Source organism: Pseudomonas sp. S2_F07, from assembly GCF_054668325.1.
In genome coordinates this window covers 251124-275835 of the sequence record NZ_CP162758.1, presented here as the reverse complement: position 1 = coordinate 275835, position 24712 = coordinate 251124, and the positions used below count along the sequence as shown (strand labels likewise).

Genomic DNA, 24712 nt, shown 5'->3' with positions numbered 1-24712 from the left:
CTTCCTGACCTAAACCCGACCGCTCGGCCAACCACGCCGAGGGGCCTCATTCGACCTAAAGAAAGCAGACAGGACCCGTAAATGACCTCTTCCATCATTCCCAGCGTCAAGCTTCTGATCAACGGCGAGTTCGTCGAATCGCGCAGCACCCAGTGGCGCGACGTGGTCAACCCGGCTACCCAGGAAGTTCTGGCCCGCGTCCCCTTCGCCACCGCAGAGGAAATGAACGCCGCCGTTGCCAGCGCCAAACAAGCTTTCAAGACCTGGCGCAAGACCCCGATCGGTGCCCGTGCCCGTGTCTTCCTCAAGTACCAGCAACTGATCCGCGAGAACATCAAGGAACTGGCCGCCCTGCTGACCGCCGAGCAAGGCAAGACCCTGCCGGATGCCGAAGGTGACGTGTTCCGCGGCCTCGAAGTGGTCGAGCACGCCGCCAGCATCGGTAACCTGCAGATGGGCGAACTGGCCAACAACGTGGCCAACGGCGTCGACACCTACACCCTGCTGCAACCCCTGGAGTGTGCGCCGGCATCACCCCGTTCAACTTCCCGGCGATGATCCCGTTGTGGATGTTCCCGATGGCCATTGCCACCGGCAACACCTTCGTCCTCAAGCCGTCCGAGCAGGACCCGCTGGTGACCATGCGCCTGGTGGAACTGGCGCTGGAGGCCGGTGTACCCAAGGGCGTGCTCAACGTCATCCACGGCGGCGTCGACGCGGTGAACCTGATCTGCGACCACCCGGACATCAAGGCCGTGTCCTTCGTCGGCTCGACCAAGGTCGGCACCCACGTCTACAACCGCGCCACCCAGAACGGCAAGCGCGCGCAGTGCATGATGGGCGCGAAGAACCACGCCATCGTCCTGCCCGATGCCAACAAACAGCAGACTCTCAACAACCTGCTGGGCGCCTCCTTCGGCGCCGCCGGCCAGCGCTGCATGGCCCTGCCGGTGGTGATCCTCGTGGGTGAAGCGCAAACCTGGCTGCCGGACCTGATCGAACGGACCAAGACCCTCAAGATCAATGGCGGCACCGAGCCGGGCACCGACATCGGCCCGGTGATTTCCTGCGCCGCCCTGGACCGCGTCAACGGCCTGATCGCCAGCGGCGTCGAAGAAGGCGCCGGGCTCGAACTGGACGGACGCAACCCGAGCGTGCCGGGCTACCAGGACGGCAACTTCGTCGGCCCGACCATTTTCTCCGGCGTCACCGCGCAAATGTCCGTGTACCGCGAAGAGATCTTCGGCCCGGTGTTGTGCGTCATGCACGCCGCCAACCTGGACGAGGCGATCGAGATCATCAATGCCAACCCGAACGGCAACGGCACTGCCCTGTTCACCCGTTCCGGCGCTGCCGCGCGTCACTTCCAGGAAGAGATCGACGTCGGCCAGGTCGGCATCAACGTGCCGATCCCGGTACCGGTCCCGCTGTTCTCCTTCTCCGGTTCGCGCGCCTCCAAGCTGGGCGACCTGGGTCCCTATGGCAAGCAAGTGGTGACCTTCTACACCCAGACCAAGACGATCACCCAGCGCTGGTTCGACGAGGACGACACCGGCGGCGCGGTGAACACCACCATCACCCTGAAATGACCTTGGCCGGCCGGCGCCCGGCGTCGGCCGACGACAAGCGTGCAGGATTTCCTGCGCCACTGCCCCCCTATCGTAAAAGGTAGCCAACATGCATATCGGATTTCTCGGCCTCGGCAACATGGGCGGCCCAATGGCCCGCAACCTGCTCAAGGCTGGCCACAGCCTGACCGTCTTCGATCCCTTCCCCCAGGCAGTCGCCGCCCTGGTGGAGGCCGGCGCCCGCGCCGCCGACTCGCCCGCCGCCGTGGCCAAGGCCGGGGTTGAGGTGATCATCACCATGCTGCCGACCGCCGACCACGTGAAGCAGGTCTATCGCGGCAAGGACGGCCTGCTGGCCAATATCGGTCCAGGCGTGTTGCTGATCGACAGTTCGACGATCGACCCGCTGAGCACCCGCGAGGTGGCCAAGTACGCCCTTGCCCAAGGCAACCCAATGCTCGACGCACCGGTTTCCGGCGGCACCGGCGGCGCCGCGGCAGGCACCCTGACCTTTATGGTCGGCGGCCCGGACAGTGTGTTCGACCAGGCCCTGCCGATCCTCTCGGCCATGGGCAAGAACATCGTGCACTGCGGCGCGGCAGGCAACGGCCAGGTGGCCAAGATCGCCAACAACATGCTGCTTGGCATCTCCATGGTCGGCGTCGCCGAAGCCATGGCCCTGGGTGTATCCCTCGGGATGGACGCCAAGGTACTGGCCGGGATCATCAATACCTCCAGCGGTCGCTGCTGGAGCTCGGAGGTCAACAACCCGTTCCCGGGCGTACTGGAAAACGCGCCGGCCTCACGCGGCTACAGCGGCGGATTTGGCAGCGACCTGATGCTCAAGGATCTGGGCCTGGCCACCGAAGCGGCCAGGCACGCGCGTCAACCGGTGGCGCTCGGTGCCGTAGCCCAGCAGCTGTACCAGACCTTCAGCCTGCAAGGTAACGGCGGCCTGGACTTCTCCGCCATCATCAACCTGTTCCGCGGGGAAGCCTGAGCATGAGCGAGCAGCAAGCCCCGGTGCTGGCCAGCGTACGCAACCGCGTCGGCCACCTGACACTGAATCGGCCAAGCGCGTTGAACACCCTGGACCTGCCCATGGTGCGCCTGCTCTGCCGGCACCTGTGGGCTTGGGAACAGGACCCGCAGATCGTCGCCGTGACCATTCGCGGCGCCGGTGAAAAGGCCTTCTGCGCCGGCGGCGACATTCGCATGCTGTACGACAGCTACAAGGCCGGCGATAACCAGCATGAGCTGTTCCTCGAGGAGGAATACGCCCTCGACGAGTACCTGCATGGCTACACCAAGCCCGTGCTGGCGCTGCTCGATGGTTTCGTCCTTGGTGGTGGCATGGGCCTGGCCCAGGCCGCCTCGCTGCGGGTGATCACTGAGCGCACGCGGATGGGCATGCCGGAAGTCGGCATCGGCTTTTTCCCCGATGTCGGTGGCAGCTATTTCCTGCCGCGCCTGCCGGGGGAACTGGGAACCTACCTGGGTATCACCGGCTGCCAGGTGCGTGCCGCCGATGCTCTCTATGCGAACCTTGCCGACTACTACCTGCCCAGCGAACGGCTGGCCGAACTGGATGCCTGTCTCGACCACCTGAACTGGACCGCTGCGCCCGACGAAGACTTGCACGACCTGCTTGCCGACATGGCCACAGAGCGTCTTGTCGGGTCCGAGCTCAAGGCCTGTCGCCTGGCGATCGACGAATATTTCGCCTTGCCCGATGTCCCGGCCATTCGTACCGCGCTGCAGCGTGAACAACGCCCCGAGCTGCAAGACTGGGCCGAGCAGACGGTGAAACTGCTCGACAGCCGCTCGCCACTGGCGATGGCCACGACGCTTGAGTTGTTGCGCCGTGGTCGTTACCTGAGCCTGGCCGAGTGCTTCGCTCTGGAGTTGCACCTGGACTACCAGTGGTTCGACAAGGGCGACCTGATGGAGGGTGTGCGCGCCCTGATCATCGACAAGGACAAGCGCCCGCGCTGGAACCCGCCAACCCTGGCAGAGCTGGTACCTGCCAGGGTGCAGGCCTTCTTCAACGACTTTGAACGCGCCTCCGGCAAGCCCGTACGCACCGCCTGATCGGCAGGAGACTTTGCAATGCACGATATCGAATTGACCGAAGAACAACGCATGATCCGCGACATGGCGCGCGACTTCGCCCGCAGCGAAGTCGCGCCACATGCCCAGGCCTGGGAGAAGGCCGGCTGGATCGATGACGCCGTGGTGGCGCAGATGGGCGAGCTGGGGCTGCTGGGCATGGTCGTGCCGGACACCTGGGGCGGCAGCTACACCGACTATGTGGCCTACGCCCTGGCCGTCGAGGAAATCTCGGCTGGCGACGGTGCCCTCGGCGCGCTGATGAGCATCCACAATTCGGTGGGCTGCGGCCCCCTGCTGAAATACGGCACCCCCGCGCAACAGGACAGCTGGCTGCCGTTGCTGGTCAGTGGTCAAGCGATCGGCTGCTTCTGCCTGACCGAGCCACAGGCCGGCTCCGAAGCGCACAACCTGCGTACCCGTGCCGAACTGCGCGACGGCCAATGGGTACTCAACGGCGCCAAGCAATTCGTCAGCAACGGCAAGCGCGCCAGTCTGGCCATTGTCTTCGCCGTCACCGATGCGCAGCTGGGCAAAAAGGGGCTGTCGGCCTTCCTGGTACCCACTGACAACCCCGGGTTCGTGGTCGACCGCAGCGAACACAAGATGGGCATCAAGGCCTCCGATACCTGCGCGGTGACCCTCAACGACTGCACCATCCCCGAGGCCAACCTGCTGGGCGAACGCGGCAAAGGCCTGGCCATTGCCCTGTCGAACCTTGAAGGCGGCCGCATCGGCATCGCCGCCCAGGCCCTGGGCATCGCCCGCGCCGCCTTCGAGGCTGCCCTGGGCTATGCCCGCGAACGCGTCCAGTTCGGCAAGCCGATCATCGAGCACCAGAGCGTGTCCAACCTGCTCGCCGACATGCACACCCGACTCAACGCCAGCCGCCTGCTGATCCTGCATGCGGCGCGCCTGAAAAGCGCCGGGCAACCGTGCCTGTCCGAGGCCTCCCAGGCCAAGCTATTCGCTTCGGAAATGGCCGAACGCGTGTGCTCCAGCGCCCTGCAGATCCATGGTGGCTACGGCTACCTGGAGGACTACCCGGTGGAGCGTTACTACCGCGACGCGCGCATCACCCAGATCTACGAAGGCTCCAGCGAGGTCCAGCGCCTGCTGATCGCCCGCGAACTGAGCCACTACGCGCTCTGACTCCCTCCCGCCGGACGCGACTGCCGCGTCCGGCATTTCCCTGTCTTGCCCGTTGTGGAGTTGCCCATGTTCGGCTTGCGCAATATTTCCATTAGCAGCCGTCTGTGGCTGATCTTGCTGACATCCATCCTGATGCTGATGATTCTCGCCGGCTTGATGCTCAAGCAGAGCCATGACGACCTTTATACGGCCAAGGCGCTGAAAACCCGCCACGTGGTCGAGACCGCCAGCGGCATCCTGCGCCACTTCCAAGGCCTGGAAGGCCAGGGTCTGAGTCGTGAGCAGGCCCAGCAGCAGGCCATCGCGGTCATGCGCGACTTGCGCTACGACCGTGAGGATTACTTCTGGCTCGAAGACCTCGACACGCGAATGGTCATGCACCCCAATGCCAAACTCGAGGGCAAGCGCATGGCCGGTACACTCGATCCGGACGGCAAGGCGCTGTTCGACGAAATGGTCGCCACCGCCAACCGCGATGGCGCCGGCCTGGTGCACTACCGCTGGCCCAAGCCGGGTTCCGACGCGCCGGTGGAGAAAGTTTCCTACGTCGAATTGTTCAAGCCCTGGGGCTGGATTGTCGGCTCGGGCATCTACATCGACGACGTGCAAGTCGAGTTCCGCCGCCAGCTGATCCAGGCCTTCGTCATATTGCTGACGATCACCCTGCTGCTCAGTGCGCTGATCCTGCTGATTGCCCGCAGCATCGCCTCGCCACTGGCGCGGGTGGTCGATGCCATGGAGAACATCGCCAGCGGCGAGGCCGACCTGACCCGCAATCTGGATAACCGCTGGCGCGATGAACTGACAGACTTGAGCAGCCATTTCAACGTTTTCACCAACAAGCTGCGTGGCGTGATCGGCCAGTCCATACAGTCCGCTGACAGCCTCGACCAGGCTTCGAAGTCACTCGGCGAAATCGCCGCCGATAGCCAGAACCACAGCCAGCAGCAATCGCAGCAGATGGAGCTGGTGGCCGCCGCCATCCATGAGGTCTCCTACGCCGTGCAGGAAGTGGCCGGGAACGCCGAGCACGCGGCCAACGAAGTTCGCCAGGCCGAAGAACAGGCACGCCGGGGCCAGCACAACATCGACAGCAGCCTGCTCCAGATCGACCAGCTATCCGATACCATCGGCCAGGCCGTCGAGGTGATCCAGAGCCTGGCCCGGGAAAGCACTCAGATCGGCAGCGTGCTGGAAGTGATCCGCGCCATCGCCGAGCAGACCAATCTGCTCGCGCTGAACGCCGCCATCGAGGCAGCGCGCGCTGGCGAACAGGGGCGCGGCTTCGCTGTGGTAGCAGACGAAGTGCGGCTGCTGGCCCAGCGCACCCAGCAGTCCACCGCGCAAATCCAGGACATGATCGAGCGCCTGCACGGAAACTCGGAAGCCGCGGTGAATGTCATCAATGCCAGCAGCCTGGCCGCTCGACAAACCGTGGAGCAGGCCCACCAAACGGCTGAAAGTTTGCACCAGGTACTCGGCGCACTGCGCAATGTCACTGAATTGAACGCCTCGATCGCCAGCGCCACCCTGGAGCAGTCGCACGTGGTCGAAGACATCAACCAGAACGTGACCCTCGCCGCCTCTCTGGCCCACGAAAATGCCCAGGCAGCGGACCGGTCCAACGAGGCGAGCCAGGAACTGGGCCAACTGGCGGGTCAGCTCAATCGGCTATTGGGACAGTTTCGCGTATGAGGTGGATGAGCAACATGCAGCCCTCCAAAAACCTTTTTGCGTTGCCGGTCGACGAAGAGCGCAACACGCGTTACCTGGAAACGCGTCACAAGGCTGTCGAACTGTTCGCCAGGCATGGTTTCAGCCGAGTCAGCATGCGCGACCTGGCCACTGGCCTGGGGATCACCGCCGGCTCCCTTTACAACCACATCGACAGCAAAGAAGCACTGCTGTTGGAACTGATCGAGGAGCTCTACGAAGCGTTGCTTGACGGCGCGAGCCTGGTGACCCGGCGCAAATCCGCCCCCACTGTACGACTGCACGGCCTGCTTGAGGCGCACCTGCGGCTCCACGAGCGGATGGCCGCGCATTTCCGCCTGGCCGAGTACGACCTCCATTGTTTGAGCGGCGAACAGCAAGCCTCGATTCTGGCCCTGCGCCGGCGCTACGAGGAACATCTGGTGGAGACCCTGGAGCAACTCACCGGTAAACCGGCTGGCGCCACCCGGCGCGCGACCGTAAGCGGCATCGTTTCCCTGCTCAATCAATTGCCGGCCTGGGTCGGGCAGCCCAAGACCGGCATTGGAGCTCGCCGCAAACTGCTGCTAGAAATGGTGATGAGTACTCTGCAGGGAGCATTGCGGGCAACCGAGACCGCAGACCTGGCGGCAGTCGTTCACGGCGACGGCAGGTAGGCCATCTTGTATGACTCGCCCATCAGCAGCGCACGATTGAGCTGCGCGCAGGTGCGCAGGTAGTCGGCCACCAGGGTAATCCTCTTGAGGTTGCGCAGGTCCTCGCAGTAGTACATCCAGAACTGTCGAGTGACCTCCACTTCACCCGGCAGCACCTCGCACAGGCGCGGGTCGGGACCGGCGAGGAAGCAAGGCAGGATCGCCAGCGCGCGCCCTTCCAGTGCCGCATGGTACTGGGCGACCACGCTGGTGCTGCGCAGGCGACTGCGCGCGCCGAGCATCAAGTCGTTCAGGTAGAGCAGCTTGAAGCTGAAGGCCAGGTCATCGACGTAGGTCACGAACGGGTGAGCGGCCAGGTCCTCGCGACAGCCAATCGGCGGATGACTGGCCAGGTACTCCGGCGTCGCATACACACGCAAGCGGTAATCGCACAACCTCGAGCACACGTACGGACCGCGCTCGGGCCGTTCCAGGGTGATGGCGATATCCGCCTCGCGCCGTGACAGGTTGACGAAGTGCGGGACCGGCAAAATATCCGCCGAGATATGCGGGTAGTGCTCGAGGAAGTGGCTCATCTGCGCGGCGACGAAACAGGATCCGAAGGCTTCGGTACAGCCGATGCGCAGGTGCCCGGCGAGCCCCCCTGTGGTGCCGAAAACCTGCTCGCAGGCTACCAGCAGCGTACTTTCCAGGGTTTCGGCGTGGCAGACCAGACGCTGCCCCTCCACGGTCAGCACGAAGCCTGCGGTTCGCGATTTCTCGAACAGCATGGCACCCAGGCTCTGCTCCAGGGCGCGGATGCGTCGCGCTACCGTGGTGTAGTCCACCCCCAAGCGGCGGGCTGCACCGCTGGCGGTGCGGGCACGGGCGACCTCGAGAAAGAAGCGCATGTCGTCCCAGTTCAAGTGACCTTGCGTTGTACTGGCTTGCATATTCATCAGGCTTTCCTGCCGTACGTTGAGAGGGCCAGTGAATAAAAAGCGCGGGCCAGGGCGTAGGAAGGCGCCGCGCAACACTCAATCGTCAGAACTGTTCGTCAGCAAGTCCGTACAGGGGCGCACTGCCGGCACGGATGCTGGCTTCCAGGCTCAGCGTGCGTGGCAGCAGGCGGGCGAAGTAGAACTCGGCGGTGGCCAGTTTGGCAGCGTAGAACGGCGGGTCCCGGTCGAGTCTGGAGCGGGCCACGGCGGCCATGCGCGACCACATGTAGGCGTAGGCGACATAGCCGAACAGGTGCAGGTACTCCACGGAGGCTGCGCCGACTTCGTTGGCGTTGGCTTTGGCCCGCTCCAGCAACCAGTTGCTGAGGCCCTCCAGGCGCTCCAGGGCCTGCAGCAGTTCGCTGCCATAGGCGCTTTCGTGGTGCAGGGCGAAGTGGCGGACTTCCCGGGCGAACAGGCGTAGCGCGACGCCATCGTTGGCGAGCACTTTGCGTGCGAGCAGGTCCAATGCCTGGATGCCATTGGTGCCTTCGTAGATCTGTGCAATGCGCACATCACGGACCAATTGTTCCTGGCCCCATTCGCGGATGTAGCCATGGCCGCCGAACACCTGCTGGCCGTTGATGCAGCTTTCCAGGCCGGTGTCGGTAAAAAACGCCTTGGCCACTGGCGTCAGCAGCGCAACCAGGATCTGCGCGCTGTCGCGCTCGCCGGCATCGTCGGAAAACTTCGACAGATCCAGTTGTTGCCCGACATAGCTGGCGAACGCGCGACCGCCTTCGGTCATGGCTTTCATGCCCAGCAGCATGCGCCGCACATCCGGGTGAGCGATGATCGGGTCGGCCGGTTTACCCGGGGCCAAGGCACCGCTGGGAGCCCGACCTTGAATGCGGTCGCGAGCATAGGCGACGGCGCTCTGGTAGGACGCCTCGGCGCAGCCGATGCCCTGAATGCCAATCGACAGACGTTCGTAATTCATCATGGTGAACATCGCCGCCAGGCCTTTGTTCTCTTCACCGACCAGCCAGCCACTGGCGCCGTCGAAGTTCATCACGCAGGTGGCCGAGGCCTTGATGCCCATCTTGTGTTCGATCGAGCCGCAACTCACCGCGTTGGCCGCGCCAAGGGAGCCGTCGGCATTGACCAGGACTTTAGGCACGATAAACAGCGAAATGCCTTTCGGACCGGCAGGCGCGTTCGGCAGTTTGGCCAGTACCAGATGCACGATGTTCTCGGTCAGGTCCTGATCGCCCCCGGTGATGAAAATCTTGCTGCCGGTGATCCTGTAGCTGCCGTCAGCCTCAGGTTCGGCGCGGGTGCGGATCAGCCCCAGGTCGGTACCGGCATGGGCCTCGGTGAGGCACATGGAGCCAGCCCAGCGGCCTTCATACATTGGTGGCAGATAGAGGTTTTTCAGGGCGTCGCTGGCGTGGGCGTCCAGCGCCAGGCAGGCACCGGAACTCAATGCGCTATACAGCGCAAAACTTGAGTTGGCGCCGTAGAGCATCTCTTCGAACTGCACGGCCAGCATTTTCGGCATGCCCATGCCACCGAACCCGGGGTTGCCGGACAGCCCCACCCAACCGCCTTCGATGTAGGTCGCGTAAGCCTGTTTGAAACCGATGGGGGTGGTGACCCGGCCCTCATGCCACTGCGCGCCTTCTTCGTCGCCGCTGCGATTGAGGGGCGCAATCAGGTGCGAGGTGACTTTGGCCGCCTCCTCGATTATGGCGTCAGCCGTATCGGTGTCGATGCTCTCGGCCAAGGCCGGCAGGCGCGCCCACATGGCCGGAGCGTCGAACACTTCGTGCAGCACAAAGCGCATGTCGCGCAGCGGGGCTTTGAATTGGGGCATAACGTAAACCTCGTTGGGACGGTTGTTTCATGGGCAAGGCACAGCCGGATTCGGCGTGCACGAACCCGTAGCAGCAGGTCAAACACCTGCTGCTCGATGGATGCGATGTCAGATCGGGTTAGAGCGCCTTGGCCCGGTCGCGCAACACGTACTTCTGGATCTTGCCGGTGGACGTCTTCGGCAAGAGCGTGAAGACCACTGTGCGCGGTACCTTGAATCCGGCCAGGTGCTCACGGCAGAAACTGATGATGTCTGCCTCGCGAACGTCCTGGTGATCGGCCTTCAAGGTGACGAAGGCGCAGGGCGTTTCGCCCCATTTCTCATCGGGACGGGCGACCACGGCTGCTTCCAGCACACCCGGGTGACGATAGAGCACCCCTTCGAGTTCGATGGTGGAAATGTTCTCGCCGCCCGAGATGATGATGTCCTTGAGCCGGTCCTTGATTTCGACATAACCGTCGGGATGCCAGACGGCCAGGTCACCGGTGTGGAACCAGCCGCCTTCGAACGCTTCGGCAGTGGCGCTCGGGTTCTTCAGGTAACCCTTCATGACGGTGTTACCGCGCAGGAAGATCTCACCGATGGTCTGTCCGTCACGCGGGGTTGGCTCCAGCGTTGTGCAATCGCCGACCATCAAGCCTTCCAGCGTCGGGTAGCGCACACCCTGTCGCGACTTGATCTGCGCCCTCTCCTCCAGGGAAAACTCATCCCATTCGGCGTGCCAGGCGCAGACCGTCACCGGGCCATAGGTTTCGGTCAGGCCAAACACGTGAGTGACCTTGATGCCCATCTCTTCGACGGCACCGATGACTTTGGCCGGTGGCGCAGCACCCGCGACCAGGGCATTGACCGGATGATCGATGGCCGCCTTCGCTGATTCGGGCATGTTCACCAGTGCATTGAGCACGATCGGCGCACCGCACAGGTGAGTGACCTGATGCTCGCGGATCAGCGTGAGGATTTTCTGTGGATCGACCCGGCGCAGGAAAACGTGCACACCCGCCAGGGCGGTGATGGTCCATGGGTAGCACCAGCCATTGCAATGGAACATCGGCAGGGTCCAGAGGTACACCGGATGATTGCCTATGGCCCAGGTCATCTGGTTGCCCAATGCGCTCAGATAAGCGCCGCGATGGTGGTAGACCACGCCCTTGGGGTTGCCGGTGGTGCCTGACGTGTAATTCAGCGAAATGGCCTGCCACTCGTCGCCCGGCCATTGCCAGTCGAATGCCGGGTCGCCTTCGGCCAACAACGCTTCGTAATCCAGGTCGCTCGCGGCCTGACCTTCACCGTATTCCGGGTCATTGACGTCGATCACCAAAGGCGGGTGATCGAGCATGCCAAGCGCCGCCTGGATCACATCATGGAACTCGCGGTCGGTGATCAACACCTTGGCTTCGCCATGCTGCAGCATAAAGGCGATCGCCTCGGCATCGAGACGAACGTTGAGCGGGTTGAGCACGGCGCCGATCATCGGCACACCGAAATGCACTTCGAGCATCTCGGGGATGTTGGGCAACATCACCGCCACCGTATCGTCCTTGCCGATACCGCGACCGGCCAGCGCCGAGGCCAGGCGTCGGCAACGGGTGTAGGTCTGCGCCCAGGTGCGGCGAATCGAACCGTGGATGACGGCGAGGTGATCGGGATAAGTGCTGGCGGTGCGCTCGATGAAACTCAGCGGAGACAAGGCAATGTGGTTGACGGCCGAAGGGCCCAGGCCTTGGTCATAGATAGACATGTGCGGGTACTCGATGGCTGATTGTTAGCTCTATGGTTGACCTTGCAGCGTAGTCGCCGGGGTCACCTTCAAAGTCCGGATGACTTTATATAACATTCAGCCATCGATATGGAAGTTAAACCTATGTCGTATAGTATATGTACCATATCAAGCTCCGATTCAATGCCGTCAACACCCCAAGGCTGGTATATGCTTGGTTTCCCTGAGAAAGTGGACCCGCAATGACCCAGACGCCCGTTCGATTGCACAGTTGGTTGCGCCTGCAGCGCGAGGGTGTGTCTCTGGCCGCCCGGGCCGATGCATTGTGTCGGGCGCTGCAGGATTGCCCTGAGGTGCAGCGGGCGGTTTACCTGAGCTGGCAGCCCAATGCGCGAATCTACAGCCATGAGGGCGCCGCCCAGCATTTACCGCCGGGACTTGGCGACCCGGCGCTGGCCAGTGACCAGTTGCTCTTCGAGCATCTGGTCGAGGCAGGCCGCCTGGACCTGGCTCAAGTCCGTCAACTCGATTGCTGGTTGTCCGGACGTTTGCGCCGGGCCGCGATCAGCCATGGCCAGGTATTTGATCTGGCCTTGCAGTCGGGGCAGCCGGGCTTGTTGCTGGTGGAAGTGCGCGAGGGTGTGAGTCTCGATTGGCTGGGCTGGGTTCAGGATCTATTGACGACGCTGCTGAGCAGCGTCAACGGCCTGCTGCGTGGTTCGCCGCTGCTGGGCCACGATCCGCAACCGAGCCTGTTGCTCGATGCGCAAGGTCGACCGCTGGAGTTCAACGCGGCACTGATGGCGCTGCTCGCCGAGAAGTCGCTGACCGATGTGTTGGGTTTTTTACCGGTCAATCATCGGGTGCTGGTGCGTGCCTGCCTGGACCAGCAACGCGCCGTCGAAGGTGTCGAGGCTCAGTTCGAAACGCAGATCCTGATCTGGACGTTCATTCCCGATCCCCAGGACAACCGAGTGCTCGCCCGTTGCCGCGACGCCACGGCGCAAGTGCTGGCCGAGCGTGAAGCGGCCACCGCACGACGGCTGTACCGGCTGATCATCGAAAACACCACCGACCTGATATCCCGTCACACCCCCGAAGGGCGCGTTATCGATGCATCACCGGCGTCCTGGACCCTGCTCGGTTACTGGCCCGAAGAGTTGCGCGGGCAAATGGCCCAGGGCCTGTTTCATGGCCAGGACCTGGCCGGCCTGGTGCAGCGCGCGCGCGATGCGCTGGAGCAGGATGGCTATCACACCATGACCTATCGCATCCGCCATCGTGACGGCCATTACCTGTGGTTCGAAACCGCCAGCCGGGCGATCCGCGAAACCTACACTGGGGCGGTGGTCGAAATCGTCAGCATATCCCGGGACATCACGGCCCGGGTGCAGGCCGAGGAAAACAAGCGACGCCTGGCCGAAGTGGTCGAGGCCAACATCGACCCGGTGTTGTTCATCGCTCCCGAGGGCCTGGTCACTTACCTCAATCCGGCCGCGCGACGCATCCTCGGGATCGGTGAGCAACAACCCATGCCGGCCCTGGCCGCGTTGTTCGCCAGCGGCGACTTTGCGCGCCTGCAACGCGATGGCTGGAGGCGCGCCGAGCGCGATGGTGTCTGGAGCACCGATGCGCGGTTGCAACCACCGGGTGGCGGTACATCGGTGCCAGTGTCGCTGGTACTGCTGGCGCACCGTTCCGCCGGCGGCGAGCGTTATTACTCTTTGGTCGCGCGCGACATGACCGAGCGCGAATTGCGGGAAGTGCAACAGCGCCGTCATCAGGACGAACTGGCACACACCGCACGGTTGGTCACGCTCGGTGAACTGGCCTCGGGGATCGCCCACGAAATCAACCAGCCGCTGGCTGCCGTGGTCAATTATGCGAATGCAAGCCAGCGCTATCTACAGACACTGGATTCCAATCCCCAGGCCGCTGCCAGAGTGACCCAGGGCCTGGAGCGCATTACCCATCACGCCACCCACGCCTCCGAAGTGATCCGGCGGCTACGCTCCTTTTTGCGCAAGGGACAGCGTCGCATGCAGGCGCTGAACTTGACCGACGTCGCCCGCGAAGCCGTGCGCTTGTGTGCCTGGGAGGCGAGTAATTGCCAAGTGACAATCGAGGATCGACTGCCGGATAATCTGCCACCCGTTTATGCCGACCGCGTGTTGCTGGAACAGGTGCTGCTCAATTTGTTGCGCAATGCCATCGATGCCAACCGTGAGCAACACCCCGGGCAACCCTCTGTAATCGTGATGGCCGTGGAGCATGGCAGTGACGCCTGCGTGGAAATCAGTGTGCGAGACCAGGGGCCGGGCGTCAGCGAGCCGGAGCTGGAGCAGATATTTACCCCGTTCTACACCAGCAAGGCCGATGGCCTGGGGCTCGGTCTGTCCATGAGCCGCAGCATCATCGAAGGTTTCGGTGGCGAACTGAATGCCCGGCGCCAGCCTGTCGGGCTGCTGATGGGTTGCCGCTTGCCGCTTGCCGGCCCAACAAAACAACAATAGGAATCAGGTAATGGCAGGTGTAACGGAGCACGTTGTGTACGTGGTCGATGATGACCAGGGCATGCTCGATTCGACGGTCTGGTTATTGGAGTCGGTCGGGCTCAAGGCCTTGCCGTTTACCAGTGGCGTCGCGTTCCTCGACGCCTGCGATGCAAGCCTCGATGCCTGTGTGCTGCTGGACGTGCGCATGCCCGGTATGGGCGGGTTGAACGTGCAGGAAGAAATGCGTGTGCGCCAACTGAACCTGCCGATCATCTTCGTCAGCGGGCACGCGGATGTGCCGATCGTGGTGCGTGCGTTCAAGGCCGGCGCCCATGACTTTATCGAGAAGCCCTACAACGAACAGCTGTTGCTGGACAGCGTGCAACAGGCGCTCAGCAACTGTGCCGCCAACCGTTCGGGCAACCAGGGTCACGAAGCCTTGCAGGCGCGCTTGCTGACCTTGACCCCGCGCGAGCGCGATATCCTGTTACCACTGGTGCAGGGTTACACCACCCGCGAAATCGCGGAGCAACTGGGCGTGAGCGCAAAAACCATTGATCTGTATCGCGCGCGCGTCATGAAACGCATGCAGGCCAACACACTGCCGGACCTGGTGGGCATGGCCATCGCGGCGCGGATGGTCGATCCGCTGAAGTTGCGTTGATCCCTCAGGACAGGTTCTCCAGCAGCTCCAGCGCCTGATCGAAATCGAAGCGCTCCGCTTGCCGCACAACCCGAAGCAACTGCTCGGTCATCATCGGGTCTGAAGCCAGCCCCTGCAGTTTGAGCAAGGCCGTCAGCGCCTGGGTGTCGCTCTCGGCCAGCAGAGACCGGACGTGGGCCAATTGTGCATGCCATTCGCTGCCCGCTGGCGCGCTTGATGAGCCTGCTGACGTTGTAGGCTCGCCGAGCACCGATAAGCCTTCCAATACGGTTGTCAGGCAACGCTCGACTTCCACCAGCCGGTCAGCCAGGTCCTGCTCCGCCCCATCGCTCGCCCCATCGTTCAGGCAGGCCAGTTCCAGTGCGGCGGCTGCATTCGCCACTTCAACGGCACCAATGTTGCCCGCCGTCCCGCGCAGGGTATGGGCCAGCCTGACCGTCGCCGAAGGATCGCCCCGGCCTCGGGCAGCCAGGAACTCGGCGCAAAAAGCCTGGTGGCTGGAGCGAAACTTGCGCAGCAGGCGCAGATAGAGCTCGACCTTGCCCATGCAGGTGCCCAGGCCCGCTTTCAAATCAATGCCGGGAAGGCTGGCTGGCAGGCTCGCCACCGACTCCGTGGTGACCGGCGAAACGTCGGCCGGGATCGTGCCACGGTCAGCTCGCGGATGTATCCACCTGGCCAACGTGGCGAACATGTCGTCGACGTTCAAGGGTTTGGAGATGTGGTCGTTCATGCCGCAGGCCAGCGCCCGCTCACGATCCCCCGCCATGGCGTCGGCAGTCATGGCGATCACCGGCAGATTCGCCCAGCGCGGCTGCTCACGTATCTTGCGGGTCGCGGTATAACCGTCCATCACCGGCATCTGGCAGTCCATCAGCACACCGTCGAAGTCTGCGTCGCGCTCCAGTTGGTCGAGCGCTTCTGCGCCGTGAACGGCCAGGCGCAATTCGATCCCGGCGCCCTCCAGCAGTTCACAGGCCAGCTCGCGGTTCAGCTCATTGTCTTCGACCAACAGCAGTCGCGCGCCATGCAGGCTGGCCATGGCGCCGGTGCTCTGGCCCAATCGCTCACTGGCCCGGGTATCGGCCTGGGGAGTCTTGCCGAGCACCCTGCCCAGCGCCTCAAGCAACGTAGACGGCGTCACCGGTTTGGTCAGTACCACCGGCAATTGAATACCCTGTCGACTAGCCTCTTCGCGGGCCTCCTCGCGCCCGAACGCCGTGACCATGATCACCGCTGGCGTTTGCACCAGTTTGGCGGCCTGCATCTGGCGCACCGTTTCCACGCCGTCCATGCCAGGCATGCGCCAATCCATCAGCACCAGATCATAGGGCAACACCTTCGCTTCGGCGTCCACCAGCATGGCCAGTGCGGCCCGGCCACTTTGCGCGACATCCACCTCCACGCCAAAACTGCGGGCCATGCTGGAGAGGATCTCGCGCGCGCTGGCGTTGTCATCGACCACCAGCACACGGCTGCCGAGCAATTCGTCGGCGGTCACCATGCGCCGCAAATGGCTGTCGCGCTGCACCCCCAGGCTCACCTCGAAATGGAAAGTGGAACCCAGGCCCGGCTCGCTCTCTACCCAAATGCGCCCGCCCATCAATTCCACCAGATGGCGGGAGATGGCCAGGCCCAACCCTGTGCCTCCGTACTTGCGGGTGGTGGTGCTGTCGGCCTGGCTGAAGGGTTGAAACAGGCGCGAGCATTGTTCGGCGTTCATGCCGATGCCGGTGTCACGTACCCAGAAATGCAACAGCGCCTGCTCTCCCGCCGAGCCCCGCTGCTCTACGCCGAGCACGATCTCGCCCTGCTCGGTGAACTTCGTCGCATTGTTGCCCAGGTTGATCAGCACCTGGCCAAGGCGCAGCGGATCGCCGATCAAGGCGGTCGGCAGCTCGGCATCGGTGCTGAACAGCAGCTCCAGGCCTTTGTCCTCGGCTTTGAGGCCGATCATGCTGGCAAAGCCGTCGAGCACGGCCTCAAGGTGGAAGGGAATCTGCTCCAGGTGCATCTTGCCGGCCTCGATCCCGGAGAAGTCGAGGATGTCGTTGATGATCACCAACAGGTATTCCGCCGAGCGATGGACTTTTTCGATGTAGTTACGCTGGCGGTGGTTGAGCTCGGTGCGCAATGCCAGGTAGCTCATGCCGATGATGGCGTTCATCGGTGTACGGATCTCGTGGCTCATGGTGGCCAGGAAGTTGCTCTTGGCCCGGGTCGCCTCTTCGGCGGCCTCCCGTGCGCGCTGCACCTCGGCCTCGGCGGTCTTGCGGTCGGTGATGTCAAAGTACCAATTGGCCCCCATGCCCCGCTCCCCCAGCGTCATCGTGACGGCCGAAACCAGTACGTCGAAGCGCTCGCCGCCGGCGCGCTGCAGGGTGGTCTCGAAATTCAGCACGGCACCTTGCGCTGCCGCTTCGAGAAAGCGCTGGTGTGCCTGCGGGTCGACCCAGAACTGCGCCGGATCCGCACCTTCGAGTTCAGCCAGGCGAGTCCCGAACAAACTGTCGAACTGCGGATTGCAGTAGGTCGGACGGCCATCGACGTCCCTGATCACCATGGCCACCGGGCTGCTGTCGAGTACCGCGCGCAACTGTGCCTCGTTGGCCTTGAGTGCAGCCTGCAGATGACGCCGTTCACTCACGTCGCGCACCGACGCGCACACGCAGACGCCGCCCCCTTCCAGGCTCGGCAAGCGCGACAGGCTGATCTCCGCCGAGAACAGACTGCCGTCTTTGCGCACGCCTTGCAGATCGTCCAGGTTGGCCCCCATTTGGCGAGTGGTACCGTGGGCCATGAAGCCCTTGCGCAGCGCCTCGTGGCGCCCTCTGCTGGCCAACGGCACCAGGCGATCGATGGTCTCTCCAATCAACTCGCCGGCGTTATAGCCGAACAGCTGGTCCAGTTGGCGATTGGTGCGCAGGATCTGTCCTTCGGCATCCACCACCAGCATGCCGTCCGGCGCCGCTTCGATAATCCCGCGATACCAGGCCTCGGTGGCGCGCAACGCCGATTGCTGGCTTTCCAGTGCCTGGGCCTGCTGCTCAAGTTGCAGTGCCTGTTCGGCCATTTCATTGGCCTGGCGCCGGGTCTCCGCCAACAGGGTCTTGACCGCCTGATTACGCTCCAGAATCGCCATGGCCGCGGCCAAACGTGGGGTGGCTTCCTGCAGCAGCAATAGTTCACGCTCGCCCAAGGGTTCCAGCCCGGCCAGTTCGAGCACCCCCAGCAACCGCTCGCCACGGACAATGGGTTGCAGTAGCAGGCAACGGGCCGGGACCTCGCCAAGGGGCGAGCGCAAACGCCAGTATTGCTCCGGCATCGACTGAAACTGACGCGGCACGCGATCCACCGCGCACTGCCCCAGCAGGCCCTCGCCGAACATGACTTGCGCCTCGGGTGGTCGCTCGGAATCGGTGGCATAACGCCCCATCAACAGCAGCGTGCCGGAATCCTCCTGCGCGCTGTACAGCACCCCCTGGCAGATTCCGTGCAGGCCGGCCATGCATTGCAGGAACACCTGCGCCAGTTCGGCCGGGGTTTCCGCCTGCTGCAGATCGACCTGCAATTGAGCGGTATGGGCCTTGATCCAGCGCTGACGCTCAAGTTGTTGGGACTCGGTCTGCAATTTGGCGATGGCCCGCGCCAGATCACCGGTTTCGTTGTTAAGGTCGGTGTGGGGAATCGGTTGATCGAGCTGCCCGGCGGCCAATTGGTCTACCGCCACCCGTACTCGGTTGAGCGGATTGCGAATCGACTGGCTGACGACCCAGGACAACAGCAATGCCAGCGACAAGCCACCGAACAACAGGACGTAGGTCAGCATGGTGCTGTGTTCGGCAAACTCGGCAATGTCCTTGGCCGTGTCGCGAATCGAGGCTTCCTTGACCTGGGCGATCGCGTACAACAGGCCGTCGGCCTGCTGGGCAAGTTGTTGGAATTCACTGCTATTGAGCAGCACCAACGCCTTGTTCTGCTGGCCCTGGTCGATCAGTACAAAGGCCTGGTCGCCAAGACGCTGCAACTGTTGCAGCAACAGATCGAACTCGGAGAGACGCGCCAGATTCTCCGCACGCTTTAAGGTCACTTTGGCCTGGGCCACGGCCTGCTGCAGGCCTTCGCGGATTTCCTGCAGTTGCTGCAGGGATTCGACACGAATCTGCGCGCTGTCGGTGCCCACCGCGCGTTGCAGCGCTTGCAGCATATGGGGCAATTGCACACGTGCTTCCTGCAAGTGCTCCATGCCGACCAGTTCCTGCAGATAGAGGTTCTGCATGTCCTGCTTCAGCGATTGCTGGGTGCGCAGGCTTTGCACGCCGAGCACCAGCACCAACAGCAGCAGCGCTGAAAAACCCAGGATCAGTTTGTGAAGCAGCGCGAGGCGCTCAAGCAGGGTACGCAAACCAGCCATGACTATCCTCGTGGACCTGATGAAATTACTGACAAAGGGACAGTTGCCGATTCACGGAGTCTGGCCGAGACGCTCCAGGGCCGCCCGCTGGACGGCCATGTCCTGGTCGGTATCGGCGAAGCGCTCGGCAATGGTCTGGAATTGTTCGAGGCAATCCAGGAAGGCATCGCAGATATCGGGGTCGAAGTGCGTGCCGCGCCCCTGACGAATAATCTCGACGGCTTGCGCGTGGGGCATCCCCGCTTTATAGACCCGACGGCTGATCAACGCGTCATAGACGTCCGCCACCGCCATCAACCGGGCGCTGATAGGGATGTCGTCACCCACCAGCCCTTGCGGATAGCCACTGCCGTCCCATTTTTCCTGGTGACTGTAGGCAATCTCCTTGGCCAGGCTGAGGAATTCGGCGCGAATGCCAAGCTGATCCTCGGCATGCTGGATGGCGTCACGCCCCAGCGTTGTATGGGTCTTCATGATCTCGAATTCTTCCTCGGTATAGCGTCCCGGCTTGAGGAGGATATGGTCGGGGATGCCAATCTTGCCGATGTCATGCAGCGGCGCCGACTTGAACAATAACGCGATGGTGGCCTCGGTGAGAAAGTGACTGAAGCGCGGATGACCGCGTAGATGCTCCGCCAGCACCTTGATGTAATGCTGGGTCCGCCGGATATGGTTGCCCGTTTCGTTATCGCGAGTCTCGGCCAGTGAAGCCATGGCCTGGATGGCCACATCCTGGATCGCAATCACTTCGCGGGTCCGGCGCGCCACCTCCTTCTCCAGATAGTCGTTGTGATCGCGCAGGAAGTCTGCCGCCGCCTTGAGCTTGAGCTGGGTATCCACCCGCGCCAGGACCAGCGCCGGCCTGATCGGTTTGGTGATGTAGTCGACGGCCCCCAGCTCCAGGCCATGGATCTCGTCTTCGGTGCCGGCCATGGCCGTCAGGAAGATGATCGGAATGTCGCGGGTACGCGGGTCGCGCTTGAGCTGCCGGGCCACTTCATGGCCGGACAGCCCGGGCATCATCACGTCCAGCAGGATCAGGTCCGGGAGGGTGTCGCCCTGCAGTACGCGCAAAGCCTTTTCACCGCTATTGGCGGCCTTGACCCGGTAGCGATCCTTGAGCAAATCCGTCATCAGCATCAGGTTGTCGGGCGTGTCATCGACCACCAGCAGGGTCGGCGGGCTGTAATGACTCTGTTCGGCGCTCATGGCGGGTGGCTCCCTTGCCGGAAATGGACCTCCCGGGGCAACGCTTGCACTGCCACCCCGGCGCAAGAGAGCTTAGCTGCTGTTTTCCATGGCTGCCCGGCGTCGAGCGGCGCAGTCATTGCCCTCATATTGTGAGTCAATAGTCTGTTTGAAGTATTACCCGGGGCTGACCTTGATTGACTATGACGCCAGGGATTTTCGGTCATCCGGATGGGCCAGACAGCACGACCGCGACCCCATCCATCAACCGCAACGAGGAGCTTGATAGCTATGGAAAAAGTCATCTATCTGCTGTGGCGTGATACCCAAGTCAGTCCTGATACCTTCGCCCATCGCCTGCGCAGCGAGGTCGCCGGGCAATTGCAGGCACTCGGTGCCCGAGGTGTGCAATTGAACCTGGCCGATGCCGATGTCCAGCCGGCCAGCGGCCTGCGCCAGGAAAACAACCGACCGTTGCCCGATGGCAGCCTGTCACTGTGGCTGGACAGTGCCAACGGCCCGGCCCGTCGCCCGTTCGACCAATTGATCAGCGCGGCAACCGCGCGCATGGCCGCCTACCTGGTCTGCGAGTCGGTCGCCATCGCCAATACCCGGTTCCCGGCAACGCCCGGTGAGCGTACCCACGGATTTGCCCAACTGGCCCTGCTGACCCGCCCTCCACGGCTGACCCCCGAGGCCTGGCTGGACATCTGGCGCAACCATCACACGGCCGTGGCCGTGGACACGCAAGCCAACTTCCAGTACGTGCAAAACCTGGTGGTGTCGGCACTGACCCACGGCGCCCCACGGATCGACGCCATCGTCGAGGAATGTTTTCCGCCAGCGGCCATGACCGATCCCATGGCCTTTTTCGATGCGGCGGGCGACGACGCGAAATTCCAGCGCAACCTGGCGGCGATGATGGACAGTTGCAGCCGCTTCATCGATTTCGACAAGATCGACGTGCTGCCCACCAGCCAGTACTGCCTGTAGGACTGGGAAATCGTAGCGTGAAGCGTGTCAGGGCCCGGCCTCCAGGCCCTGATGCTCAGGCCTGTTTCAAGGCGCCATCGAACGCAGGCGTCAGCCCCGACAACTCCAGCTTGCGAACAAAGTCGCCAAGGCGCTGCTGCTTGTAGGCGTCTACGTCCATGTCGCGGTAGTCGTAGAAACCCTGGCCATCGCGCAAGCCATTGCGGCCGTTTTGCATGTTGTCGGCGATTACCTGCGGCGATTCGAAGCGCGGTGACAGCGCACCACTCAGGTAGCGCGAGGCGTAGTAAAGGATGTCGCCGCCGCCCCAGTCGATGAACTCAAGCAGGCCTAGCACCGAGAAACGTAAACCAAAGCCGACGCGTACCGCCGTGTCGATATCCTCTGCACTGGCCACGCCCTCTTCCACCATCCGTGCCGCTTCGTTCATGACCAATGCCTGGATGCGCGGCACGATGTAGCCAGCCACCGGGTTGCACACCACGGGCACCTTGCCGATGCGCTTGAGCAGTTGCAGCAGCCTCTGGACCACCTGCGGGCAGGTCGCATCGCTGCGGCTGACTTCCACCAACGGCATCAGGTACGCGGGATTTAGCCAGTGCGCGTTCACGAAGCGCTGGGGCTCACTGACCATTTCGCTCAGTTCGGTGACCAGGAAAGTCGAAGTGGTCGAGGCGATGATGGTCGAGGCCGGGACATGCTCGCTGACCCAGGCGAAGGTCTCCTGCTTGACTGCGATGACTTCCGGCACCGCTTCGAACACCAGGTCGCACTGGCGCAAAACCTCTGCGGTTTGGGATCTGGATTGCAGCGTCAACCGGGCTAGCGCGATGTCCGCCTGATGCCCTTCGAGCACACCAAGGCGTACCAGCATCTGCAATTCGCTGTGGATGTTGTTGCGCACACGCTCGAAATAGCCGTGCCGCTCATCCTCGGCGCGATCCTTGATATCGATCAGGGTCACCGGCAGGCCCGCATGGATGAATGCCAGGGCAATGCCCTCGCCCATCCGCCCGGCACCGACCACGCTGACTTGGGGCAGCGCGGCGTTCATCAGTTGTAGCCCTTGGTCAGCAGCTCGGTCATCTGCGCCCGACTCAGCGTGGCCAGACCGAGGTTTTCCAGGGTGCGGCCTTCGGCGTAGAGATCACGCGCAGCGACGACCGAGGCGATGCTCAGCAGGCCTTGCGCAACCGGAGTCGGCACACCGGCCCAGCGACCGACGGACACCAGGAAGGACAGGCCCAGGCGGGTGTCTTCGAGCATGTAGCGATGCTTCTGCAGGTCGATGTCTTCGCGCCAGTCGCCGCTGTCGGTCAGCTTGCCATGGGCACCGCGACCGTACATCCACTCGTCGCCTTCAGTGGTGTTGTAGTGGTCGGACAGCGGGAAATGCGGCGCGCCGTAGGTCAGTGCTTCGCGCACGGCCATGCGCTCGGCATCGAGCTGGTTGGTCACGCGGCGAATTGACGGTTGGGTGCCTTCGTTGTGAATGTCCCAGGCCTCGAAATGCTCCAGTGGACCTGCGTTCATCATGATCAGCGGCGGGTGGATGATGGGACCTGCGTTCATCAACGCACCGCTCAGGGCGTCTTCAATCGGCTCGACGCTCGGGTAGGCTTCACGCAGCACCGCGAAAGCATGCTCGGACAGGTTGCTGGGCAATACCCCGGTCGGCAGGCGGGTAGCATAGCCGCTGATCACCAGGTCGCTGGCGCCGTGTTTGCGTACCAGGTACGGCAGCGTACCGGTTTCTGCGAAGGCGACCTTGCTGCGGTTGCCCGCATCGGCCATGGCCTTGGCGAACACGAAGCTGCCGAAGGTGCCCGGCGGCAGGAACACCACCTGACCGTCGTGCAGGTGCGGCGCAACATGTTTGGCCAGGTCTTCGTGGGAGGTCGACGGCAGCGGGATGATCACCAATTGTGCGTCGGCCAGGGCTTCGGCCAGGTCGTCGCTGAACGAGAGCTTGTCGCCCTGCTGGCCGACGGACAATTTGCGAGTGCCCTTGTAGTCCTTGATGGTCAGGCTGCCGATGGCCAGCAGTTCCTTGAGCGCGGCGCCGTCTCGACGCCACAGGCGGGTCTGGTGGCCCTTTTCAGCCATTTCGACAGCAGCGGCGTAACAGCCGTGACCACCACCCAGCACAGTAATATTCATGCAGATACTCCTTTTTGTCAGAGACTCGATCCTATCGAGCCGCACCGCCACGGACTCATCCGATTGCGCAGCCGAATGACGGATTGCGCAGGAGTCTCAATGCTTTTGCCGCCGCAGGGTGTCCGACGGCAGGCAACCATAGCGCTGCCGGTAGGCGCTGGAAAAATGCCCGAAGCTGTTGATGCCATGACGCAACAGGATATCGGTGACGGTCTCGCCGGCCCTGCCCTGTTTGAGCGATTCGTGGATCACCGCCAGGCGACGGTCGCGGATGTACTCGACCGGCGCCTGCTGGAGGAACTGGTTGAAGCCGTTCTGCAAGGTGCGCACCGAGACGCCACACAGTTCGCTCAGGGTCGTCAGGCTGATCGGTTCGTCGAGGTGTTCCTCGATGTAGTCACGGGCCTTTTTCACGTGGTGCGGCAGCGGCGCGCGCGAGTCGATCAACAGATCCGCCGAGTAGTTGTGCGGCAGCTGAGTGAGCAGCAACTGCATCAGGTATTCGGACAGGCCGCTAGCCAGGCGCGAACCGTCAACGCCGCTGCCGTACAGCCGGCAAATGTAGTCCAGGGTGTGATAGAGGCTGACGACCCCGACGCCCAGGTGGTCGACGCTGACATCAAAGATCACCGACTGTCGCAGGCTGCGGCCAAGCAGGCGTTGCAGTTGCGTCTCCAGGGCATCACGGTCGACGCGCAGGATCAGGTTGCGGCACTCGCCATCGGTGACGATGCGGCTTTGCGCGAACGGCGAGGAAACGCTCAGGTAGCCCGACTGCATCGCCGCGCTGCGCCGCCCGTGGGCCACTTCGCAATGCCCCTGCAAGGTGATGCGAAACAGGTACTGATCGGCAATGTCGCCGATGGTGATCTCCACCGGCGCGCCATAGCGCAGGTCGAGCAGTGCCGAATCGCCGAAGAATACGCCGTTGAGCCGGGTGTGGATCGGCTCGTCACACAGCACGTTGAAGCTGTGGGGGCACAGGTATTGGCTGACCTTGTCCTTGATCTCGCGGTAATCGGCCGAGCTGAGCAGGCTGTGCCGTTCAAGCAGGTGTACGTCATTCAACATCAAGGGTTCTCCT

Annotated in this window: 16 protein-coding genes and 2 pseudogenes; 10 read left to right on the top strand and 8 right to left on the bottom strand. The window is 63.1% G+C overall.

The annotated features are described in order from the left end of the window. Positions 1–81 precede the first annotated feature (81 nt). The 7 genes and pseudogenes from AB4O40_RS01230 (at position 82) to AB4O40_RS01200 (ending at position 7198) form a co-directional block, all read left to right on the top strand. Positions 82–1589, top strand: a pseudogene (locus tag AB4O40_RS01230) (CoA-acylating methylmalonate-semialdehyde dehydrogenase). An 88-nt stretch (positions 1590–1677) separates the two neighbouring features. Continuing rightward, on the top strand, positions 1678–2568 hold the full coding sequence (gene mmsB, locus AB4O40_RS01225; RefSeq protein WP_223541620.1) for a 3-hydroxyisobutyrate dehydrogenase: 891 nt from the start codon (positions 1678–1680) through the stop codon (positions 2566–2568). A 2-nt stretch (positions 2569–2570) separates the two neighbouring features. Next, on the top strand, positions 2571–3659 hold the full coding sequence (locus tag AB4O40_RS01220; protein ID WP_460056569.1) for an enoyl-CoA hydratase/isomerase family protein: 1089 nt from the start codon (positions 2571–2573) through the stop codon (positions 3657–3659). Positions 3660–3677: 18 nt separating this feature from the next. After that, the gene (locus AB4O40_RS01215; RefSeq protein ID WP_223541622.1) at positions 3678–4829 is read left to right on the top strand and encodes an acyl-CoA dehydrogenase family protein; all 1152 of its coding nucleotides are present in this window, start codon (positions 3678–3680) and stop codon (positions 4827–4829) included. A 66-nt stretch (positions 4830–4895) separates the two neighbouring features. Then, a pseudogene (locus tag AB4O40_RS01210) lies at positions 4896–5618 on the top strand (cache domain-containing protein); the annotation flags it as partial. Positions 5619–5789: 171 nt separating this feature from the next. Further along, a complete protein-coding gene (locus AB4O40_RS01205) occupies positions 5790–6524 on the top strand; it encodes a methyl-accepting chemotaxis protein (protein ID WP_460160159.1) in 735 nt (244 codons plus the stop codon). Further along, entirely contained in the window at positions 6521–7198 is a 678-nt protein-coding gene (locus tag AB4O40_RS01200) for a TetR/AcrR family transcriptional regulator (RefSeq protein ID WP_056722775.1), read from the top strand. Before AB4O40_RS01205 ends, AB4O40_RS01200 begins: the two co-directional genes overlap by 4 nt. Here the strand turns inward: AB4O40_RS01200 and AB4O40_RS01195 are convergent. From AB4O40_RS01195 to AB4O40_RS01185, 3 genes are all read right to left on the bottom strand, one after another. Further along, positions 7180–8136 carry a LysR family transcriptional regulator gene (locus AB4O40_RS01195; RefSeq protein ID WP_156385727.1) on the bottom strand — a complete coding sequence of 319 codons (957 nt, stop codon included), beginning with the start codon at positions 8134–8136 and terminating at the stop codon, positions 7180–7182. The two genes, AB4O40_RS01200 and AB4O40_RS01195, sit on opposite strands and share 19 nt — an antisense overlap. An 85-nt stretch (positions 8137–8221) precedes the next feature. Beyond that, positions 8222–9994 carry an acyl-CoA dehydrogenase C-terminal domain-containing protein gene (locus AB4O40_RS01190; RefSeq protein WP_414917996.1) on the bottom strand — a complete coding sequence of 591 codons (1773 nt, stop codon included), beginning with the start codon at positions 9992–9994 and terminating at the stop codon, positions 8222–8224. Positions 9995–10112: 118 nt separating this feature from the next. Then, complete coding sequence (locus AB4O40_RS01185; RefSeq protein ID WP_409079395.1) at positions 10113–11735, bottom strand: acyl-CoA synthetase; 1623 nt, start codon at positions 11733–11735, stop codon at positions 10113–10115. A 221-nt stretch (positions 11736–11956) separates the two neighbouring features. Here AB4O40_RS01185 and AB4O40_RS01180 point away from each other — a divergent pair, with 221 nt between their 5' ends. Both AB4O40_RS01180 and AB4O40_RS01175 read left to right on the top strand, forming a co-directional pair. Continuing rightward, positions 11957–14227 (top strand): PAS domain-containing sensor histidine kinase, encoded by a 2271-nt coding sequence (locus tag AB4O40_RS01180; protein WP_223541624.1) that lies wholly within the window; start codon positions 11957–11959, stop codon positions 14225–14227. A gap of 10 nt (positions 14228–14237) precedes the next feature. Next, positions 14238–14873, top strand: coding sequence for a response regulator transcription factor (locus tag AB4O40_RS01175; RefSeq protein ID WP_056722784.1), 636 nt, complete (start codon positions 14238–14240; stop codon positions 14871–14873). Positions 14874–14877: 4 nt separating this feature from the next. Here the strand turns inward: AB4O40_RS01175 and AB4O40_RS01170 are convergent, their stop codons facing one another. Then, entirely contained in the window at positions 14878–19287 is a 4410-nt protein-coding gene (locus tag AB4O40_RS01170; protein WP_460160128.1) for a response regulator, read from the bottom strand. 51 nt (positions 19288–19338) lie between these two features. Continuing rightward, positions 19339–20496, bottom strand: a complete 1158-nt coding sequence (locus tag AB4O40_RS01165) for an HD-GYP domain-containing protein (protein ID WP_056722787.1) — start codon at positions 20494–20496, stop codon at positions 19339–19341. 270 nt (positions 20497–20766) lie between these two features. On the opposite strand from AB4O40_RS01165, the gene AB4O40_RS01160 reads away from it, so the two are divergent. After that, positions 20767–21468: an EthD domain-containing protein gene (locus tag AB4O40_RS01160; RefSeq protein ID WP_056722789.1), complete on the top strand. Its 702-nt coding sequence runs from the start codon at positions 20767–20769 to the stop codon at positions 21466–21468. A 55-nt stretch (positions 21469–21523) separates the two neighbouring features. Here AB4O40_RS01160 and AB4O40_RS01155 read toward each other — a convergent pair whose 3' ends face one another. The 3 genes from AB4O40_RS01155 to AB4O40_RS01145 form a co-directional block, all read right to left on the bottom strand. After that, positions 21524–22522, bottom strand: coding sequence for a 3-hydroxybutyryl-CoA dehydrogenase (locus AB4O40_RS01155; RefSeq protein WP_460056582.1), 999 nt, complete (start codon positions 22520–22522; stop codon positions 21524–21526). Next, a complete protein-coding gene (locus AB4O40_RS01150) occupies positions 22522–23628 on the bottom strand; it encodes an NAD/NADP-dependent octopine/nopaline dehydrogenase family protein (RefSeq protein ID WP_056722792.1) in 1107 nt (368 codons plus the stop codon). Before AB4O40_RS01150 ends, AB4O40_RS01155 begins: the two co-directional genes overlap by 1 nt. Before the next feature lie 96 nt (positions 23629–23724). Then, the gene (locus tag AB4O40_RS01145; protein WP_223541627.1) at positions 23725–24699 is read right to left on the bottom strand and encodes an AraC family transcriptional regulator; all 975 of its coding nucleotides are present in this window, start codon (positions 24697–24699) and stop codon (positions 23725–23727) included. Between the last annotated feature and the right edge of the window lie 13 nt (positions 24700–24712).

What these genes read in the sequence shown, in the direction of transcription:
- AB4O40_RS01220 (WP_460056569.1), top strand. Translation starts at nt 2,571, where the DNA reads ATGAGCGAGCAGCAAGCCCCGGTGCTGGCCAGCGTACGCAACCGCGTC.
- AB4O40_RS01215 (WP_223541622.1), top strand. Translation starts at nt 3,678, where the DNA reads ATGCACGATATCGAATTGACCGAAGAACAACGCATGATCCGCGACATG.
- AB4O40_RS01200 (WP_056722775.1), top strand. Translation starts at nt 6,521, where the DNA reads ATGAGGTGGATGAGCAACATGCAGCCCTCCAAAAACCTTTTTGCGTTG.
- AB4O40_RS01190 (WP_414917996.1), bottom strand. Translation starts at nt 9,994, where the DNA reads ATGCCCCAATTCAAAGCCCCGCTGCGCGACATGCGCTTTGTGCTGCAC.
- AB4O40_RS01150 (WP_056722792.1), bottom strand. Translation starts at nt 23,628, where the DNA reads ATGAATATTACTGTGCTGGGTGGTGGTCACGGCTGTTACGCCGCTGCT.
- mmsB (WP_223541620.1), top strand. Translation starts at nt 1,678, where the DNA reads ATGCATATCGGATTTCTCGGCCTCGGCAACATGGGCGGCCCAATGGCC.
- AB4O40_RS01205 (WP_460160159.1), top strand. Translation starts at nt 5,790, where the DNA reads ATGGAGCTGGTGGCCGCCGCCATCCATGAGGTCTCCTACGCCGTGCAG.
- AB4O40_RS01155 (WP_460056582.1), bottom strand. Translation starts at nt 22,522, where the DNA reads ATGAACGCCGCGCTGCCCCAAGTCAGCGTGGTCGGTGCCGGGCGGATG.
- AB4O40_RS01195 (WP_156385727.1), bottom strand. Translation starts at nt 8,136, where the DNA reads ATGAATATGCAAGCCAGTACAACGCAAGGTCACTTGAACTGGGACGAC.
- AB4O40_RS01180 (WP_223541624.1), top strand. Translation starts at nt 11,957, where the DNA reads ATGACCCAGACGCCCGTTCGATTGCACAGTTGGTTGCGCCTGCAGCGC.
- AB4O40_RS01165 (WP_056722787.1), bottom strand. Translation starts at nt 20,496, where the DNA reads ATGAGCGCCGAACAGAGTCATTACAGCCCGCCGACCCTGCTGGTGGTC.
- AB4O40_RS01170 (WP_460160128.1), bottom strand. Translation starts at nt 19,287, where the DNA reads ATGGCTGGTTTGCGTACCCTGCTTGAGCGCCTCGCGCTGCTTCACAAA.
- AB4O40_RS01145 (WP_223541627.1), bottom strand. Translation starts at nt 24,699, where the DNA reads ATGTTGAATGACGTACACCTGCTTGAACGGCACAGCCTGCTCAGCTCG.
- AB4O40_RS01175 (WP_056722784.1), top strand. Translation starts at nt 14,238, where the DNA reads ATGGCAGGTGTAACGGAGCACGTTGTGTACGTGGTCGATGATGACCAG.
- AB4O40_RS01160 (WP_056722789.1), top strand. Translation starts at nt 20,767, where the DNA reads ATGGAAAAAGTCATCTATCTGCTGTGGCGTGATACCCAAGTCAGTCCT.
- AB4O40_RS01185 (WP_409079395.1), bottom strand. Translation starts at nt 11,735, where the DNA reads ATGTCTATCTATGACCAAGGCCTGGGCCCTTCGGCCGTCAACCACATT.